Source organism: Vibrio cidicii (assembly GCF_009665415.1).
GTDB classification, from domain to species: Bacteria; Pseudomonadota; Gammaproteobacteria; order Enterobacterales; family Vibrionaceae; genus Vibrio; species Vibrio cidicii.
In genome coordinates, this window is the sequence record NZ_CP035921.1 from 2998360 (window position 1) to 3016614 (window position 18255).

Sequence of the window (18255 nt, forward strand, 5' to 3'; positions counted from 1 at the left end):
GTATTCGATAATCTGTCTTTATGGATGGTGTTTTTACGCGGGTTAGATCTTACAACCGCCGCCCGCACAATCATCATCTTGTGGTTGAACCGCATCTTTTTGTTCGTCTTTCGCACCATCACGCGTGTTATGGTAGTAAAGCGTCTTAACACCAAACTTGTATGCAGTGAGCAGGTCCTGCAGCAGTTTCTTCATTGGCACTTTGCCGCTGTCGTAACGCGATGGATCGTAGTTGGTGTTGGCAGAAATCGCTTGGTCAACAAACTTCTGCATGATGCCCACAAGGTGTAGGTAACCATCATTAGCCCCAATGTTCCAAAGTAGTTCGTAGTTGTGTTTCAGCTCTGTGAAATCGGGAACAACTTGTTTCAAGATACCATCTTTAGACGCTTTGACTGACACATAGCCACGTGGTGGCTCGATGCCGTTGGTGGCATTGGAGATCTGAGAAGAGGTCTCTGAAGGCATCAGCGCCGTAAGCGTAGAGTTACGCAAACCATGCTCCATGATCTCAACGCGCAGTGCATCCCAATCGTAATGCAAAGGCTCATCACAGATAAGGTCGATATCTTTCTTATAGGTATCGATCGGCAGCAGACCTTTTGCGTAGTTGGTTTCATGGAACAGTGGGCATCGACCTTGCTCTTTGGCCAACGCCACAGAGGCTTTCAGTAGGTAGTACTGAATGGCTTCAAAAGTGCGGTGAGTCAAACCGTTGGCGCTGCCATCGGAATACTTCACGCCATGTTTTGCCAAATAGTATGCGTAGTTAATTACACCCACACCCAGAGTACGGCGGTTCATAGTTGACTTGTAAGCCGCTGGTAGTGGGTAATCTTGATAGTCGAGCAGTGCATCTAATGCACGTACCACCAGTTCAGACAGCTCTTTTAAATCATCCAGCGAATTAATGGCACCAAGGTTAAATGCCGATAGTGTACAAAGAGCGATCTCACCAGAGTCGTCTTCCACGTTGCTCAGAGGTTTGGTTGGCAGCGCAATTTCCAGACACAGGTTCGATTGGCGTACTGGCGCCACTTCGGCGTCAAATGGGCTGTGTGTATTACAGTGGTCAACGTTTTGAATGTAGATACGGCCAGTTGAGGCGCGCTCTTGCATTAGCAAAGAGAACATCTCGATCGCTTTGACGGTGGTCTTCTTAATCGAGGCATCGTTTTCGTATTTCACATACAGATGTTCGAATTCGGCCTGATCTTGGAAGAAAGCGTCGTAAAGCCCAGGAACATCGGATGGCGAGAACAGGGTAATATTGCCGCCTTCAACCAGACGTTGGTACATGAGTTTGTTCAACTGCACGCCGTAGTCCATATGACGAACACGGTTCTCTTCCACACCACGGTTGTTTTTCAGCACCAGCAGAGACTGCGCTTCACCATGCCAAAGCGGGTAGAATACCGTCGCCGCACCGCCGCGAACGCCACCTTGCGAACAACATTTTACCGCTGTCTGGAAGTACTTATAGAACGGGATACAACCTGTATGGAATGCTTCGCCACCACGAATTTCAGAACCTAGCGCGCGGATACGACCTGCGTTGATGCCGATGCCTGCACGTTGAGAAACGTAACGCACGATAGAGCTGGCAGTCGCGTTGATTGAGTCTAGGCTGTCACCACATTCAATCAGTACACATGAGCTGAACTGACGAGTTGGGGTACGCACGCCAGACATGATTGGCGTCGGCAGCGAAATCTTAAACGTCGACGTCGCATCGTAGAAACGTTTGATGTAAGACAAACGGGTCTCGTGAGGATACTTAGCGAACAGACAGGCGGCGACTAAAATGTACAAGAACTGTGCACTTTCGTAGATCTGACCTGTTACGCGATTTTGTACGAAGTACTTACCTTCGAGCTGTTTTACCGCTGCATAAGAAAAATCGAGATCACGTTTGTGATCGATGTAGCTATCGAGTTCAGCGAGTTCTGCTTGGGTATAATCTTGTAGAATGTGCTTGTCATACTTACCCAGTTCAACCATGCGCGTCACGTGGTCAAGCAGCGTTGGTGGCTCATATTGGCCATACGCTTTCTTACGTAGGTGGAACACCGCTAGGCGAGCCGCTAGGTATTGGTAATCTGGCGTCTCTTCGGAGATCAAATCTGCCGCAGATTTGATAATAGTTTCATGAATATCAGACGTGGTGATGCCGTCGTAAAACTGGATGTGCGCACGCAACTCGACTTGAGAGACAGAGACGTTTTGCAGGCCTTCGGCGGCCCAAGCAATGACGCGGTGGATCTTTTCCAGATCAATATTTTCTTTACGGCCATCACGCTTGGTGACGGTAAGTTGTTGGTTCATTCTGCTTTATTTCCCTAAGAAAACTGATTAAAGCCGCATTTTTGAATCTTTCTTCTGAAACGATTGTAAATATCGTTACGGCTTTGTGATCAAAGTCTATCTATATATTGTAGTACAAACACAACATATAGGGGCACTACGGTTTGCGGGTAACAAGATAGTGCTATTGGCAGGTCATTTCAAGTTATAGCCTTGGGATGACTTGTGGATAAGTGGTGAAATCGAAAAAAACAGTAAGTAAACACTTACCGATGACAAAAGAGCTCAATTGAGTAGAGAAAAATGACAATTTTGGATCGGTTCAATCTTAACCGTCTGCAAAAATATTTTTCTTGATCTTTCAGTCATTTTGTAAGCCGATATTGGATTGTTCAAATTGGAAGCAAAAGCACAAAAATGGCGCAGTGAACAACTAAAAAAGGCAGTAGATTTATGCTACTGCCAATGAAGTTATAGCGACATCGAGATCAGAATTTTTGCGTGTGGACAATGTAGTTGACCTCAACATTGCGTCCGAGCTTGTAGCTGTCAGTCAACGGGTTATAGTGCAGACCTGTGATGCCTTGTTCACAGAGATCGGTTTGGTCAATCATCTTGATGAGCTCTGAGGGACGAATGAATTTTTCATGGTCGTGTGTGCCCTCAGGGACGATCTTCAGCAGTTTTTCCGCACCGACAATCGCGAACAAATAAGACTTGAGATTGCGGTTGAGTGTCGAGAAGAAAACGTGGCCACCGGGTTTAACCAATGCCGCGCAAGACTGAATCACCGACAAGGGGTCCGGCACGTGTTCCAGCATTTCCATGCAGGTCACGACATCATATTCGCCAGCATGCTGTTCGGCGTGGTCTTCAATGGTGCTTTGCACGTAAGTCAGTTTGGTACCCGTTTCTAAAGCGTGCAAACGGGCAACTTCTAGTGGCTCTTTACCCATATCTAAGCCAGTGACAATCGCCCCTTCACGAGCCATGCTTTCGGCCAAAATGCCACCGCCGCAGCCAACATCCAATACCTTCTTGGCAAACAGACCTTGCGCTTTTTCGAGCACGTAATCGAGACGCAGAGGGTTGATCTGGTGGAGCGGTTTAAACTCGCCCTCTAAGTCCCACCAACGGGAAGCCATCTCTTCAAACTTTCTGATTTCATTTGGATCAACGTTTTGTGTTTTATTCATATGCTTCGTCCGCGCTGTGCTGCTTCCGTGAAAAGATGGCGCATTATAACGCCATCGTTCTTTTCCTCCATAGGGAAAGGCATTTTTGGTTGAATATGGCTAAATAATCACCTGCAATCAGCGTGATAGAGAAATAATGTGCAATTTCTCTGCAATTGATTCACAACCAACCTCACAACCTGATAAAAGGAAAGGGAAAGGGATGCCGCAACGGGGAATTGTGTGTTATATTTTTGCACCTTAAACGTATTGTACATACGATCAGAAAATAGAGGGATAATGGCTCTATGAGCGATCTAGCTAAAGAGATCACGCCCGTAAACATTGAAGATGAGCTGAGAGGTTCATACCTCGACTACGCGATGTCCGTTATCGTTGGTCGTGCTCTTCCAGATGTGCGTGATGGCCTAAAACCAGTACACCGCCGCGTATTGTTCGCGATGAGTGTGCTAGGCAATGACTGGAATAAACCATATAAAAAATCTGCCCGTGTAGTCGGCGACGTAATCGGTAAATATCACCCACATGGTGACAGTGCGGTATACGATACTATTGTTCGTATGGCACAGCCGTTTTCGCTTCGTTATATGCTGGTCGATGGCCAAGGAAACTTTGGCTCGATCGATGGTGACTCCGCAGCGGCAATGCGTTATACCGAAGTTCGCATGGCGAAAATTGCCCATGAACTTCTAGCAGACCTAGATAAAGAAACCGTGGATTATGTGCCTAACTATGATGGTACAGAACAGATCCCAGCGGTGCTTCCAACCAAAATTCCTAACCTGCTGGTCAACGGTTCGTCCGGTATCGCCGTAGGTATGGCAACTAACATTCCTCCGCACAACTTGACGGAAGTGATTGATGGCTGCCTTGCGTATATCAATAACGAAGCCATCACGATTGATGAGCTGATGGACTACATTCCAGGCCCAGATTTCCCGACGGCTGCGCTGATTAGCGGACGCAAAGGCATTGTTGACGCGTACAAAACAGGGCGCGGCAAAATCTATATGCGTTCGAAAGCGGATATCGAAGTCGAGAAGAATGGCAAAGAAACCATCATCGTTACTGAGATCCCATATCAAGTGAACAAAGCTCGCTTGATTGAAAAGATTGCAGAGCTAGTAAAAGAGAAGAAAGTCGAAGGCATTAGTGCACTGCGCGACGAGTCTGACAAAGACGGTATGCGTATTGTTATTGAATGTAAGCGTGATGCTGTGGGTGAAGTGGTTCTAAACAACCTTTACGCTCAAACTCAGTTGCAAACGACGTTTGGTATCAACATGGTTGCGTTGGACAACGGACAACCGAAGCTATTCAACTTGAAAGAGATGTTGAAGTGTTTTGTTGATCACCGTCGTGAAGTGGTTACTCGCCGTACCATTTTTGAACTGCGCAAAGCGCGTGAGCGTGCCCATATTCTTGAAGGTTTGGCGCTGGCTTTGGCCAACATTGATGAAATCATTAATTTGATCCGTCAAGCGCCAACACCGGCAGAAGCAAAAGCAGGCCTGATTGCACGTGGCTGGGAACTGGGTAATGTAGCGGCGATGCTGGAGCGCGCGGGTACCGATGCGGCTCGTCCTGAATGGCTAGAGCCTCAATACGGCATTCGTGATGGCCTGTACTTCCTGACCGAGCAACAAGCGCAAGCTATCCTTGATCTTCGCCTGCACAAGCTAACTGGCCTTGAGCACGAGAAGATCCTTGATGAGTACAAAGCACTCCTTGAAGAAATCGCTGAACTGATGCATATCCTTGCCAGCACTGAGCGTTTGATGGAAGTGATCCGTGAAGAGCTAGAAGCGGTTCGCGATGCATTTGGCGATGCTCGTCGTACTGAAATTACCGCGGCAACTCACGATATCGACATGGAAGAGCTGATCGCTCGTGAAGATGTGGTTGTGACACTGTCGCACGAAGGCTATGTGAAGTACCAGTTACTGAGCGACTACGAAGCTCAGCGTCGCGGTGGTAAAGGTAAGAGTGCCACACGCATGAAAGATGAAGACTATATCGAGCGTCTTCTGGTGGCCAACACGCACGATAACATTCTTTGCTTCTCCACTCGTGGTAAAACTTATCGCTTGAAAGTGTATCAATTGCCTCTCGCAAGCCGTACGGCTCGCGGTAAGCCGATTGTTAACTTGTTGCCGCTGGAAGAAAATGAACGTATTACTGCTATTCTGCCAGTAACAGAATTCAGCGCAGACAAATACATCTTTATGGCAACTGGAGACGGCACGGTTAAGAAGACCTCGCTTGATCAGTTCTCTAACGTTCGTGCAAACGGTCTTATCGCGCTTAACCTACGTGATGATGACTCACTGATTGGTGTGGATATCACTGACGGCGAAAGCGAAATTATGCTGTTCTCTAAATTCGGCAAAGTAGTGCGCTTTAAAGAATCTGAGGAAACCGCAGTTGTCGATGAACATGGTCAACCTGTGCTGGATGAAAACGGTCAGCCAGAGATCAAGTTCAAAGGCGTAAGACCTATGGGCCGTACTGCCGCGGGTGTACGAGGCATGAAACTGGCCGATGGTGACCAAGTCGTATCGCTCATCGTACCTAAGACAGAAGGTGACGTGCTAACCGTCACTGAAAATGGTTACGGTAAGCGTACCAGCCTGTCTGAATACCCAACCAAAGGTCGTGGTACTCAGGGCGTGGTTTCGATCAAAGTCTCTGAACGCAACGGCAGCGTTGTCGGTGCGGTTCAAGTTGACGAAGGCGACGAGTTCATGATGATCACCGATGCCGGTACACTGGTTCGTACCCGTGTAGCGGAAGTGAGCCAAGTGGGCCGTAACACTCAAGGTGTCACCCTGATCCGTACTGCAGAAGACGAATCGGTGGTTGGTCTACAACGTATCGAAGAAGTCGAAGAGGTGGAATCGCTAGAAGGCGATGAAGCGCAAGAGACTGATGTGGTTGTCGATGATGCTCAAGACGAGCAGGAATAACGCGCTCTCTTGTTGAGAAAACAAGCGTATATTGATAAAAGCCGGGTAGTTTTCTATCCGGCTTTTAATTTTTGCTCCCATTTTCCAGCGAAAAGTGAACGGCTTGGCAAAATACCAGTTATGCAACTGGACGCTTTTTCTTATTTTTGGAACCCAACCCCGTAATTCCGACATTTCTTGAGCTTAAAACCGCTCGCTCGCCTTTTAATCTGATAGCCTGCACTTATAGGAAAAAGCAGTAAGAGAAAGTAACTGCTTTTGCGCAGGAGATGTACATATGGAATTGCAAGCTGCTTCCTCACTATCGACCTATCTGGCAGTGATGATGGCACTGCTGATTGGTTACCCTTTTGCTTTGGTCGGGGTCAAATTAGCAAATAGTGGCTGTCGTTTAGCGAAACAGAAGTGGGTTAATCGCTTTAATTACTTTTTTGCTCTGATTTTATTGATCTTTATGATCGCGCATATTCATAGCGATACTTTTTTAGCCATTGAACTTTTGCAATGGTTTCAACCAGAGTAAGCTAATAATGCTATTTTATTGGATCGATAAAGATCTTATTTGATGATCTAATCTAATTTTCAGCGCTAAATAAGAAATACAATAGGGGAATTACGAGAAAAGATCATTCCATATGCGATGGAAGATCAATTCTTGCTGTCTTTTTGATCTTGCTATTGAGCTTGGTGAAACTGAGAGGGTGGCCTTTCTTCGTCCAGTAAGGGGCTAAATCGTCAGTCTAAATAGAGCGCTGGACCTGTATTTATTTGCTTGAATTAAATGATTTTTCCTCCGTAGGATTGCTTTAGTAAAGTGCAGAGAAGCAATTTAAATGACTCTTGTGGCAACGAAATTTCTTTTGTCTTAGGAAAATACCTCAGGGTTGAATGCGATCTTTTCTTCAGTAAAAGATCAAAAACATCGCACGCTAGATAGGGATCATTTGTAAGGAGAATAAGATCAAGATCGAAGTTGAAAAATAATGTGATGACTATTCCATTGTCGATAATTAATTGTACAATTATCATGCAAGCTGTTATTATTTTTGAGAATTAACGATTTTATTTCTGGTAATAGTACGTGTGCTGATAGGGTAGTCGCAGTGGATACAGTCAAAACTCAACTAAAAAAAGATTTCTATTCACAGATTTATTCTCTACAGTCTAGTGCTGTGTCTCAATCGACTTCAACGTTAGCGGTATTAACAGAAGAAGAACTCAGCGAGCTGGAAGCCGCATGGATAGAGTTGGTGGTTTGGAAGAAAAACCAAACTCACTAAGATAAAAGAAAGTAAGACATCAGATGAACCTCAAACTTTTGTTTGGGTTTTTTTTACGCCTAAGGGTTGCCACGAGGTTGAATTGTTATAATATAACAAAAAATTCATTTGTGATCCGTATGTTGAATTTCTCAGTATCAGACCTCATATTTGGCCTATAAGTGAGAGCAGATCATGTATGCAATATCAGATAGACAAAAATTAACAAATCAAGTGAGTGTAGGTATGGCGGAAGTTCGAGCCAGGGTCGATTTTAAAGTCGGCGCAAAAAGTGATATTGATGCGGAGATTTTATCGTTTCGCGGTCTTAACTCCGACAAAGAACATGTCGCGGTGATTTTTAAGTCAGCCGACAAGACTCAGTCGGTACCGTTAGTGAGAATGCATTCAGAGTGTCTGACGGGCGACGTATTTCACTCCTCACGCTGTGATTGTGGTGAACAACTCGAAGAAACGATCACTCGCATGGGGCAATCTGGTGGAATTATCCTCTACTTGCGCCAAGAAGGACGTGGTATTGGTTTGTACAACAAAATTGATGCTTACTTGTTGCAAAGCCAAGGGATGAATACCTACGAAGCCAATAATCATTTAGGCTTTGGTGATGACTTGCGTGACTTCACTGAAGCGGCACAAATGCTTGAAGCGCTTGGGGTGAAACAGATACGTTTAGTGACAAATAATCCGAAGAAAATTCGTGAACTGAAAGAATATGGGATTGAGATTGTTGAAGTGGTCAACACCTCTGCGCATATTAAAGATGGCAACGAAAACTACTTACGTGCCAAAGTCTCGCATGGCAAACACAACCTTAAAGTTGACTGAGACAAGCGCTGGTCATTGATTGATATCCAACTTTCTAACAAAAGCCTCACTAAATTGGGGCTTTTTTCGTTTCTGGCTTGCAAAAAAAATGTAAATTTGTATGATCAGCAACAAAAGTGCAAATGAGAATAGTTAGCACTACCAATAATATTAACAAATGCTCAACAAGGATGCTTTCAATGAATGCCAAGAACTTCTTGCTCCACTCTATTACCGCGTCAATCTTGCTTACTAGTGGCGGCGCGCTGGCGGCAAATGTCACTCAACAACAGGTCGTTGCACACTATGCTGACATTGCGCACGCGGTTTTTGCTGATTCACTAACCACGGCACAAGTACTTGAAAGAAAAGTAGAACAGTTCCTTTCTGCGCCGTCAGAAGCAAAACTCAACGAAGTAAAACAAGCTTGGTTTGCCGCGCGCGTTCCTTACCAGCAGTCAGAAGTGTTCCGTTTTGGTAATGCAGTCGTGGATGACTGGGAAGGCCAGTTAAACGCTTGGCCACTTGACGAAGGTTTGATTGACTACGTAGCAGCGGATTACCAACATGAACTGGGTAATGAAGGCGCCAAAGCCAATATTATTGCCAATACCATGCTGAAAATTGGCAACAGCACCTTGGATGCATCGAATATCACCCCAGAGTTGATTGCAGACTTAAACGAAGTCGGTGGCTCTGAAGCAAACGTAGCGTCAGGTTACCACGCGATTGAATTCTTGCTTTGGGGACAAGATCTCAACGGCACCAACGCTGGCGCGGGTCAACGTGCGTACACAGACTTTGTTGTGGGTGAGGCATGTACTAACGGCCACTGTGACCGTCGTGGTGCTTACTTAAAAGCCGCAGCACAGCTTCTAGTGCAAGATCTTGAGTGGATGGAAAAGCAGTGGTCTGCCGAAGGTAAAGGAAACTATCGCCAAGAGTTGCTTGCAGAATCGAGCGAAAATGGTCTACGTAAGATGCTGTTTGGTATGGGGTCTCTCTCTCTCGGTGAGCTAGCGGGCGAGCGTATGAAGGTGGCGCTGGAAGCCAATTCTACTGAAGATGAGCACGACTGCTTCTCGGACAACACGCACAACTCGCACTACTACAACGAACAAGGCATCTACAACGTTTATACTGGGCTGTACAAACGCGCTGATGGCACGTTACTCTCAGGTCCAAGCTTGCATGACTTGGTGAAGCAAAAAGATCCACAAGCGGCAAAAGAGATCCAAAAGCAGTTTGATGTGACTCGTGCACAAGTTGGTAAGTTAGTGACTTCAGCAGAAAAAAATAATCAGCATTTTGATCAACTGATTGCAGCTGGCAACACGCAGGGCCATGCGTTAGTCAATGCAACCATCATGTCACTCGTGGCGCAAACCTCAGCCATTGAACGTGCGGCAGGTATTGTGGGTATTGACAGCCTCAACCCAGATACCGCTGACCACGAATTCTAATCAGCACAGCATGATGTTTTTCAGGGCTCTTTTTTGGAGCCCTTTGCTATTTAAGAATAACAACCTGTTTTTTCAGGAAGTGATCGATGAAGTCTTATTTATTGAGCCTTTTAGTGCTGTCCATTTCAGGTGCTGTGTTTGCAGAGAACGAAAAATCGGGCGGCGACACTAGCGTAAGAAAAGAGGGGCCAAACGCTTTTTCCTTGCCAGCGGCAAATTTGCCGATGAGTGAACGTCTGGATTTTAGTGTAGGAAACAGTTTCTTCCGTAATCCTTGGGTTCAAGCGCCTGCTTCAACGGACGCGAGAGATGGCCTCGGTCCGCTTTTTAATACCAATGGCTGCCAAAATTGCCATATCAAAGATGGCCGCGGCCACCCACCTGAAGCCAGTGACTCGCACTCCGTCTCAATGCTGGTTCGGCTCAGCATTCCCGTACAGACGGATAAGCAAAAACAAGCCTTGCTCAAAGGGCGAGTGGTGCCAGAGCCGACCTATGGCGATCAATTACAAGATTTTGCCTTGCCGGATCAAAAAGCAGAGGGCAAGATCATAGTCACCTATTCGCCCGTGCCAGTCAGGTTCCAAGATGGCAGTGAGGTGGTGCTGCGTAAACCCCATGTGACAATCGGCGAGTTGGGATACGGGGCAATGCATCCTGCTGTCATGCTGTCTGCCCGAGTTGCGCCGCCCATGATCGGTCTTGGCTTGCTGGAAAGCATCCCGGAAGAGACACTGCGCCAATGGGCCGATCCGGATGACGCCAATCACGATGGCATCTCAGGTAAACTCAACCGCGTTTGGGATGTACAAAAGCAAGATTTCGCCATTGGGCGCTTTGGTTGGAAGGCGGGGCAACCCAGTCTGATGCAGCAAAATGCCGCCGCGTTCAATGGAGACATTGGCCTAACCAGTCGTCTCTTTCCACAAGAAAACTGCACCGCAAAGCAAGCACTGTGTGAAACACTGCCAAACGGTGGTGAGCCAGAGGTTAGCGATAATATCCTCGCTTTTGTTGAATTTTATTCACAGCATCTCGCAGTCCCAGTACGAAGGAACTTACTCGATCCTCAGGTTCAGCAAGGTGCAGCTTTGTTTGAGCGAGTGGGTTGTCAGATCTGCCATAAAAAAGAGGTGAAGACAGCCAAACGACCGAATTTACCGGCCTTATCGCAGCAAACCATCCACCCATACAGCGATCTGCTACTGCACGATATGGGCGAAGGATTGGCGGATAATCGCCCCGAGTTTCTGGCTAATGGCCGCGAATGGCGCACGCCGCCACTGTGGGGGATTGGTTATACGCAAGAGGTTAATGGCCATACCTACTTCTTGCATGATGGGCGAGCTCGCAATCTACTTGAAGCCGTGTTGTGGCATGGTGGTGAAGCAGAAGCCGCGAAACAAAAAGTATTGGCGATGAGCAAAGCGGAGAGAGACGCTTTGATCGCTTTCCTCAATTCGTTATAAGAATCGTTATAGGAATTTTAGTGTGAAATATTCTTTCATTGCGCTCATGACGGGCACGCTTGTCACCATGTCGGGATGCGAGTCGTTCGACTCGCAGATGGAGAAGAAAGCAGAGCAAACACATCATGCTAGCCAAGCAGTTTACGAAGTGGAGTTTGCCGCGGCTCAGCAGTTTTATCGCCAAACCGAACTGCTCTCTCAATCGTTTGCTGATTATTGTTCTGCGCCGACGCAGAAAGCCAGCGAAGTGCGCCAGCGGTGGCATCAAACCATGCTCAGTTGGATGGCTCTGCAAGGTCAGGAAAGAGGCCCGGCTGCGGCACTGGAACAGAGCTGGAACGTACAGTTTTGGCCCGACAAGAAAAATACCACTGGAGTAAAAATGTCTGCCTTGATCCACCGTGAGCAGAGTTGGTCGGTGGATGAGATAGCGGTACAAAGCGTGACTGTGCAGGGCTTGGGGGCGCTGGAATGGTTGCTCTACGATAGCCAATCTAACTTATCAAACAATCCGCAGACTTGCGACACTGGTGTGGCGATTGCCGATAATCTTAAGCGCAATGCAGCCAAAATCGCTACGGCTTGGCAACGTAATCCGTGGGTGGCTTTGGATGATAGAGAGTGGCGGTCAGAATACATTTCGCTGCTGTCGAATCAGCTCGAATACGCGATGAAAAAAATGGCGCGTCCACTGGCAAATATTGGTCAGCCACGACCTTATTTTGCGGAATCTTGGCGCTCTGAAACTTCGTTTTCTAACTTGAAAGCGAACATCGAGGCACTTCGTCAACTGTATGTTGCTCATGGGCATGGTTTGGATGCGATGTTGCGCGAAATGGGCAAGCAGGATCTGGCGGATCGTGTGCTGAATCAGTTCGATACTATGCTGGCCACTTGGCCGCAAGAGCGCAGCCTATTTAGTGCATTGCCGACGAAGGACGGCTACCGCCTAGCATTAGCGCAATATTATAAGCTCGAGCAGTTGAAGTACGTCATTCATGATGAGGTGGCGGTGGAGTTGGGCGTAGTGATAGGGTTTAACGCAACAGATGGTGACTGATTTACAACGCAGAAGCCTGCTGAAAGCCGCTTTAGCAGGCATAGTAACGCCCGTTTTGCCTTTTGGTTGTGCGTCTCTGGCTGCGTCAAAACCAGCCTTAATTGGCTGTGCCATTACCGGGCGTGAGCAGTTTAGTGCGGTGGTGGCGGATGAATATGGCTACCCTTTGCATCAATTGCCGCTTCCGGCGCGCGGACATGGCGTGGCGACGAATCGGGCGGGGCACGCGGCGGTTTTTGCAAGGCGTCCGGGCAGTTTCTTCATGGTGTTCGATTATCAGTGCGGGGAAATGCGTCATCTTAGTTTGGCAGCAGAAAATCGTCACTATTACGGACACGGTGTTTACTCTCTAGACGGAAACTACTTGTTTGCCACCGAAGGAGAGCGCGGCACCAGCCGTGGCATCATCGGCGTCTATGATGTGCAGCATAATTATCAGAAAGTCGACGAGCTGAGTGGGTTTGGCATTGGCCCGCACGAAGTGATCATCATGCCTGATGGCACCTTAGTGATCGGCGTTGGCGGTGTGCATACCAATGGGCGTGAGCCGCTCAACTTAGCGAGTATGCGACCCAGCCTCAGTTACTTAGCGCAAAATGGTGAGTTGCTCGACCAAGTGACTTTAGCCGATCCCAAACTGAGCATTCGCCATCTTGCGCATGACGGCCGCGATACGGTGCTGTGTGGTCAGCAATATCGCGGTGAGCCAGACGAGTACCCGTCATTGCTGGCCATGCACACTCGCGGGAGGGAGATGGTGTCGTTGTACGCAGAGCCAGAGCAGTGGGCGAGGTTCAACCACTACATTGCCAGTATTGCCGCCACGTCTGAGTGGATTCTTGCCACATCTCCGCCGGGCAGTTGCTACGGTATCTGGTCCAAACAGAGTGGCAAGCTGGTGGAACTGGGGGCTTTGCCTGACGCTTCCGGTGTGGTTGTGTATCAAGATCAATTTCGTGTCAGTTCAGGTGCTGGCACAGTTGTGACCACTTCGATTGAGCAAGGTCGAAGAGAAATCCAGTCGAATATTCAATGGGATAATCACTGGTCACAAATTGTTTAAAAAAAACTTCTCACTTTTGCGCTCGTAACCCGGACGAAATTTGCCATACTTAGCCTATGGCAAATTTTGATCTTCGGGAGCGAAAAAGGTGTCTAAGTCTTTGATAGTTTTGTTGCTAGTGTTCTTCGCTCCACCTTTGTGGGCATTAACCCAGCAGGAAGATACCCATTGGCGTATTGAAAATTCTGCTGCTCTTGCCTATGTGCAGTATCCTCATCAAGTGGAGCAGTTGTATCAAGAGCACGGGCACCAACGAATTTGGGCGGATGCGAGAGCGATTGAGCAATTTGAATTTCAACTGGAACTGCTCAAAACGGCCGGAGTGAGTCCTTATTTTGAACATCAAGTTGCTAAACTCAATCGCTATAAAGCGCAGCAACAGTGGTTGGGTTATGACATTCTCGCCACCGACATCTTGCTCTCCTACCTGAGTTATCTCGACAAACTGACGCGCAATGGCAAAGATTGGCTGTTTGCTTCGCCATTAAGTCAAAGTTTACCCGCGCCTCATCCACGATCACTTAGCAATCTCGTACAAGAAATTCGCTCAAATTCGCTTGCCGATTACATTGCCTCTTTGCGCTCTCCGTTACAGCTTAACCCTCAATTTGAGCAGCGTTATCGCAAGTTATGGAAATTACAGCACCAAGTTACGACGGAGTATCCTCCACAAGGTCTCAAAAAAACCGGTGACATCCTTACGGGTAAAGCTATTTTGCTCAGGCGTTTGCAAATAGTCGGTATTGATACCTCCGCAAGCTCAAGCACAGAGGGCATCTATGATGAGTCGCTCGCTAAGGCCATCAAGCAATTTCAAAAGATGCATGGTCTAGCTCAGGATGGAGTCATAGGTCCTGCGACCGTCAAATGGCTGAATGTCTCGCCAGCACAACGCTTGCACTCGATGGCACTGAATGCGGAACGTTCACGCTTATGGCCGCAAGAGCGAGACTTGCTCATTCTGGTCAATGTGCCTGGCTATGAAATGCAATTTTGGTACAAAGGCGAAGAGGTATTCGAATCGAAAGTGGTGGTCGGAAAAATCAGCCGTAAAACACCAATCATGGAAGGAAAAATGGATGGTATCGTGCTTAACCCGGTTTGGAATGTGCCGAACAAAATTATGGTTAAAGATATTTTGCCTAAGCTGAAGCGCGACCAAAACTATCTTAAAAAACAAAATATTGAGATTTTGCCAGCGTGGGACTCTGAGACGACCATCGACCCTGAAAGCATCGATTGGTCACGTGTTTCGCGACACAATTTCCCGTACAAAATGCGTCAGTTATCAGGCAGCACAAACGCCTTAGGCTTGTATAAGTTTAACATTCCCAATAAACGGGCCATTTTCCTACATGACACGCCCTCTAAGCGTCTGTTCTCCAGAGATCATCGGGCGTTTAGTTCCGGCTGTGTGCGGGTGGAAAATGCCGATCAATTTGCCCATTTATTACTGCAAACCCAAGGGCTAGAAGAAGAACTCACGCGACAGTCTGCTTGGCAAGAGCCTAACAACATGATCCCGCTCAAGACTCGCGTGCCTGTGCACATTATTTATCAAACGGTTTGGTTTGATGGTGAAGAGATCAATTATCGTGACGATATTTACCAATTCGATTTGATTCGCCAGCAGGGATGAAATTTGCCAGAAATTTACATAGGTGGAAAAGAGTAGTCACTTCAATCACTAACTTTCATCCCTGATGCAAATGGAACCCGTTACCAACCAGAAAGCTATTTGACGCTGAGCAAGGCATTCGCTATGGTGCCCCGCTGTTATCAATCAGTGTGGGAATTTGAGTGAAGTCGAAATTTGAGCCGCTTTCGCGTCGGCGTTTTATCTGTATGGCGAGTGCGACTGTCGCAGCGGTTTCGTGCATGCCCAGTCGAGCATTTGCTTCGCTGCCTGATGCACCTCGGGAATTGGCAATGAACAATTTGCATACCGGTGAGTGGTTGGAGAGTTGTTACTTCGATGGCGTGAGCTACGTTGAAGAAGAGCTGGCTCGCCTTGACCATTTATGCCGGGACTTTCGCCAAAACGAAGCACATCCGATGGACAGACGTCTGTTTGATCAACTCACGCAAATTCAAGCTCTGATTGGCACACAAAACGAGGTGCAGATCATTTCGGGCTATCGCTCACCCGTGACCAACGCGGCGCTAAGAGCTCGCTCTTCGGCGGTCGCTAAGAAAAGCTATCACATGCTGGGTAAAGCAATAGACTTTCGTATCGACGGCGTTGCCATCGCCACGGTCCATGAGGCCGCCCTAACGCTCAACGCGGGTGGTGTTGGTTATTATCCGCGCAGTGATTTTGTGCACATCGACACCGGCCCCGTTCGTCAATGGTAGCCGCTTCTTGTTTTTCCCCTCTTCAAGTGTCATAGTTCCGGCCAGATTTTCTTGGTCCGAGGTTACTATGGCACTTAAATATCAGATTGTTCCCGTTACTCCTTTCGCGCAAAACTGCTCGATTGTCTGGTGCGATGAAACCATGAAAGGCATTGTGATTGACCCAGGCGGCGATGAGAAACAACTGGCGGCACGTATCAAAGAGCTCGGCGTTGAGGTTGTGCAATTGGTTTTAACCCACGGCCATCTGGATCATGTTGGTGGAACGGAACGTTTGTCTGAACTCTTAGGTCAAGTGGAAATCGTTGGCCCGCACAAAGCCGATAACTTCTGGCTGCAAGGTTTGGAAGGGCAGAGCCAAATGTTCGGTTTTCCTTTGACACAAGCATTTGAACCGCATCAGTGGTTACAGGATGGTGACGAGATCCGCTTTGGACACCAAGTGCTGCAAGTGCTGCATACTCCAGGTCATACACCGGGCCATGTGGTGCTGTTTAGCGAACAAGCTCGTCGCGCTTTTGTCGGCGATGTCCTGTTTAATGGCAGCATCGGCCGTACCGATTTCCCACAAGGGGATTTCAACACCTTGATCGCTTCGATTAAACACAAGCTTTGGCCTTTAGGCAATGACGTGACGTTTATTCCGGGGCATGGACCAGAGTCAACCTTTGGCCATGAGCGCAAAACCAATCCATTCGTCGCTGACGAAATGCCACTCTACTGAGTCTCTCTTCACTCACTTAATCTGGTTCGGCGGCGGCTAAATAGCGCCGGACCAGCCCGACAAAATCGTCGGCTTCCCGGTCCAAATCTTGCGCCGAAATAAAAATGTCGTAATCAAAAAAACGCCGCTGATAACGCATGCGGTTGGCGAGCATCGCTTTTAATCCGGTATACAAACGCTCATCGCCAATGTGGACGGGATCTGAGTTGAGCACCATATCTTCAAATTGGTTTATACACTGATGTTGATGTGCGCCCAAGTAAAGTAGGGCTCGTTGACTGAGGAGAATGTCGCTGGCGAGTCGGGGACAAATTGCATCCAGATAGGGCGTATAGTCTTTGAGTTTAATGCCGATCCAAGGTAGCGGCTGATGCCAACCTTGTGTCTCAACAGTGCAGACGCCAATTTTTTCAATATTGCGCCATTTTACCACCCAACCACCCTTAAACAGATGTTGTTGGAAGTGAGTGGCGGTAAGGGTGTATTTCACTTGGCTGCGCAGCATTAAATAGATGCCAAGTAGTGCTAGAAAAAGCAGCAGCGTGATGGCGACAAAAGCTTGTAACCAACTGGTAGAGAGAGAAAAAAGCAGTAAAGCGGCGGCCAAGAATCCGCCAATCAAGCCCCGACCTTTAGCCGAGTTGAGACTGAGATCGTAGTTGCACAATTGCAGCGTTTGCATACTCACCCCTTTGCATTTTTAGTGATTATTACCACTGTATTTATACTCAGCATTCAATGCTTTGTGCTTGTTTAAATAGTAGTCTTTCTGCCCAAACCACGCATTTTTCATGACCTTTCGCCGCTTAAGCCTACAAATTACCCCTGAAATTTGCTATAAAACGCGCTTCAAAATTTTCATCCCTGCTGACAAGCAGTGAACTGGAGACCAATTCAATGAGACTTTCTCATAAGCGTAACGTGCAGGCAAAACTGCAAAAACGCATTCAAGCCGCTGTAGCAAACTTGGCGACGGCACCGAGAAAAGCGAAGCCAGTGGCGAGCAAAGCAACAGTATCTGCGCTGGTTGCTGAAAAGAAGGTTGCCGCCAGCGAAGTGGCTGAAGTGAAAAACGTTGCCGTTTCAGCGGTGAAAAGCAACCTCACGTTGACCCCAAAACAGCAGCAAGTGCTGGATATTGTCGTGGCCAACGTTGATGGCATCAATCCCAAAAGTATTGGTCTCGCCGCCGGGCAAGACGAAGCAAAAGCGGCTTCATGGGCCACTGGGGCGCTAAAAAAACTGCTTGAAGAAAATCTCGTCACCAAAGAGCAGCTAAGCGGTAATAAAGTGATCTACAAGCGTGCTTAACTTTACTTAGCAGCATACTACTTTGCCTCGGCTTGCCCGGGGCACTTTATCCCATTTCCCCCAATCTTGCGTCTTCTCTGTTGCTCTTAATCAGCCTTATTTGTCACATTTTTGCTAAAAACTGTTAATACTTGACTTGTTTTACTACGTAAGTATCTGTTCAGATCTAAATTTGTTTATAAATTCTTAATATTTATATTAATCAACTAATTAAACTGATAGGTGCCTTTACTCTTACGTACTAATACGTAATACATTGG

The 18255-nt window shown here is 47.4% G+C and carries 15 protein-coding genes; 12 read left to right on the plus strand and 3 right to left on the minus strand.

All coding sequences use genetic code 11. The features are described from left to right. Positions 1-42: 42 nt before the first annotated feature. Both nrdA and ubiG read right to left on the minus strand, forming a co-directional pair. Positions 43-2325: a class 1a ribonucleoside-diphosphate reductase subunit alpha gene (gene nrdA / locus EWA64_RS14695; protein WP_061893937.1), complete on the minus strand. Its 2283-nt coding sequence runs from the start codon at positions 2323-2325 to the stop codon at positions 43-45. 467 nt (positions 2326-2792) lie between these two features. Next, complete coding sequence (gene ubiG / locus EWA64_RS14700; protein ID WP_061893938.1) at positions 2793-3500, minus strand: bifunctional 2-polyprenyl-6-hydroxyphenol methylase/3-demethylubiquinol 3-O-methyltransferase UbiG; 708 nt, start codon at positions 3498-3500, stop codon at positions 2793-2795. Between the two features lie 287 nt (positions 3501-3787). Here ubiG and gyrA point away from each other — a divergent pair, with 287 nt between their 5' ends. The 11 genes from gyrA (at position 3788) to EWA64_RS14755 (ending at position 16684) form a co-directional block, all read left to right on the plus strand. Further along, a complete protein-coding gene (gene gyrA, locus EWA64_RS14705) occupies positions 3788-6466 on the plus strand; it encodes a DNA topoisomerase (ATP-hydrolyzing) subunit A (RefSeq protein ID WP_061893939.1) in 2679 nt (892 codons plus the stop codon). A gap of 277 nt (positions 6467-6743) precedes the next feature. Further along, the gene (locus EWA64_RS14710) at positions 6744-6989 is read left to right on the plus strand and encodes a hypothetical protein (protein WP_061893940.1); all 246 of its coding nucleotides are present in this window, start codon (positions 6744-6746) and stop codon (positions 6987-6989) included. 580 nt (positions 6990-7569) lie between these two features. Beyond that, positions 7570-7746, plus strand: a complete 177-nt coding sequence (locus EWA64_RS14715; protein ID WP_039444264.1) for a hypothetical protein — start codon at positions 7570-7572, stop codon at positions 7744-7746. 225 nt (positions 7747-7971) lie between these two features. Continuing rightward, positions 7972-8571, plus strand: coding sequence for a GTP cyclohydrolase II (locus tag EWA64_RS14720; RefSeq protein WP_139045649.1), 600 nt, complete (start codon positions 7972-7974; stop codon positions 8569-8571). Between the two features lie 179 nt (positions 8572-8750). Then, the gene (locus tag EWA64_RS14725; RefSeq protein ID WP_061893942.1) at positions 8751-10013 is read left to right on the plus strand and encodes an imelysin family protein; all 1263 of its coding nucleotides are present in this window, start codon (positions 8751-8753) and stop codon (positions 10011-10013) included. Between the two features lie 86 nt (positions 10014-10099). After that, positions 10100-11482 (plus strand): di-heme oxidoreductase family protein, encoded by a 1383-nt coding sequence (locus EWA64_RS14730; protein ID WP_061893943.1) that lies wholly within the window; start codon positions 10100-10102, stop codon positions 11480-11482. A gap of 22 nt (positions 11483-11504) precedes the next feature. After that, positions 11505-12542 (plus strand): imelysin family protein, encoded by a 1038-nt coding sequence (locus EWA64_RS14735; protein ID WP_425315131.1) that lies wholly within the window; start codon positions 11505-11507, stop codon positions 12540-12542. Beyond that, the gene (locus EWA64_RS14740; protein ID WP_061893944.1) at positions 12532-13605 is read left to right on the plus strand and encodes a DUF1513 domain-containing protein; all 1074 of its coding nucleotides are present in this window, start codon (positions 12532-12534) and stop codon (positions 13603-13605) included. The genes EWA64_RS14735 and EWA64_RS14740 overlap by 11 nt, the downstream gene beginning before the upstream one ends. An 88-nt stretch (positions 13606-13693) precedes the next feature. Further along, positions 13694-15244 (plus strand): L,D-transpeptidase family protein, encoded by a 1551-nt coding sequence (locus EWA64_RS14745; protein ID WP_061893945.1) that lies wholly within the window; start codon positions 13694-13696, stop codon positions 15242-15244. 161 nt (positions 15245-15405) lie between these two features. Further along, positions 15406-15960 carry a peptidoglycan L,D-endopeptidase MepK gene (gene mepK, locus EWA64_RS14750; protein ID WP_081946584.1) on the plus strand — a complete coding sequence of 185 codons (555 nt, stop codon included), beginning with the start codon at positions 15406-15408 and terminating at the stop codon, positions 15958-15960. Between the two features lie 67 nt (positions 15961-16027). Further along, positions 16028-16684 (plus strand): MBL fold metallo-hydrolase, encoded by a 657-nt coding sequence (locus tag EWA64_RS14755; protein WP_061893946.1) that lies wholly within the window; start codon positions 16028-16030, stop codon positions 16682-16684. Between the two features lie 16 nt (positions 16685-16700). On the opposite strand, the gene EWA64_RS14760 is transcribed toward EWA64_RS14755, so the two are convergent. Next, a complete protein-coding gene (locus tag EWA64_RS14760; RefSeq protein WP_061893947.1) occupies positions 16701-17366 on the minus strand; it encodes a DUF2982 domain-containing protein in 666 nt (221 codons plus the stop codon). Positions 17367-17581: 215 nt separating this feature from the next. On the opposite strand from EWA64_RS14760, the gene EWA64_RS14765 reads away from it, so the two are divergent. Next, positions 17582-17995, plus strand: coding sequence for a hypothetical protein (locus EWA64_RS14765; protein WP_061893948.1), 414 nt, complete (start codon positions 17582-17584; stop codon positions 17993-17995). The last annotated feature ends 260 nt before the right edge of the window (positions 17996-18255 follow it).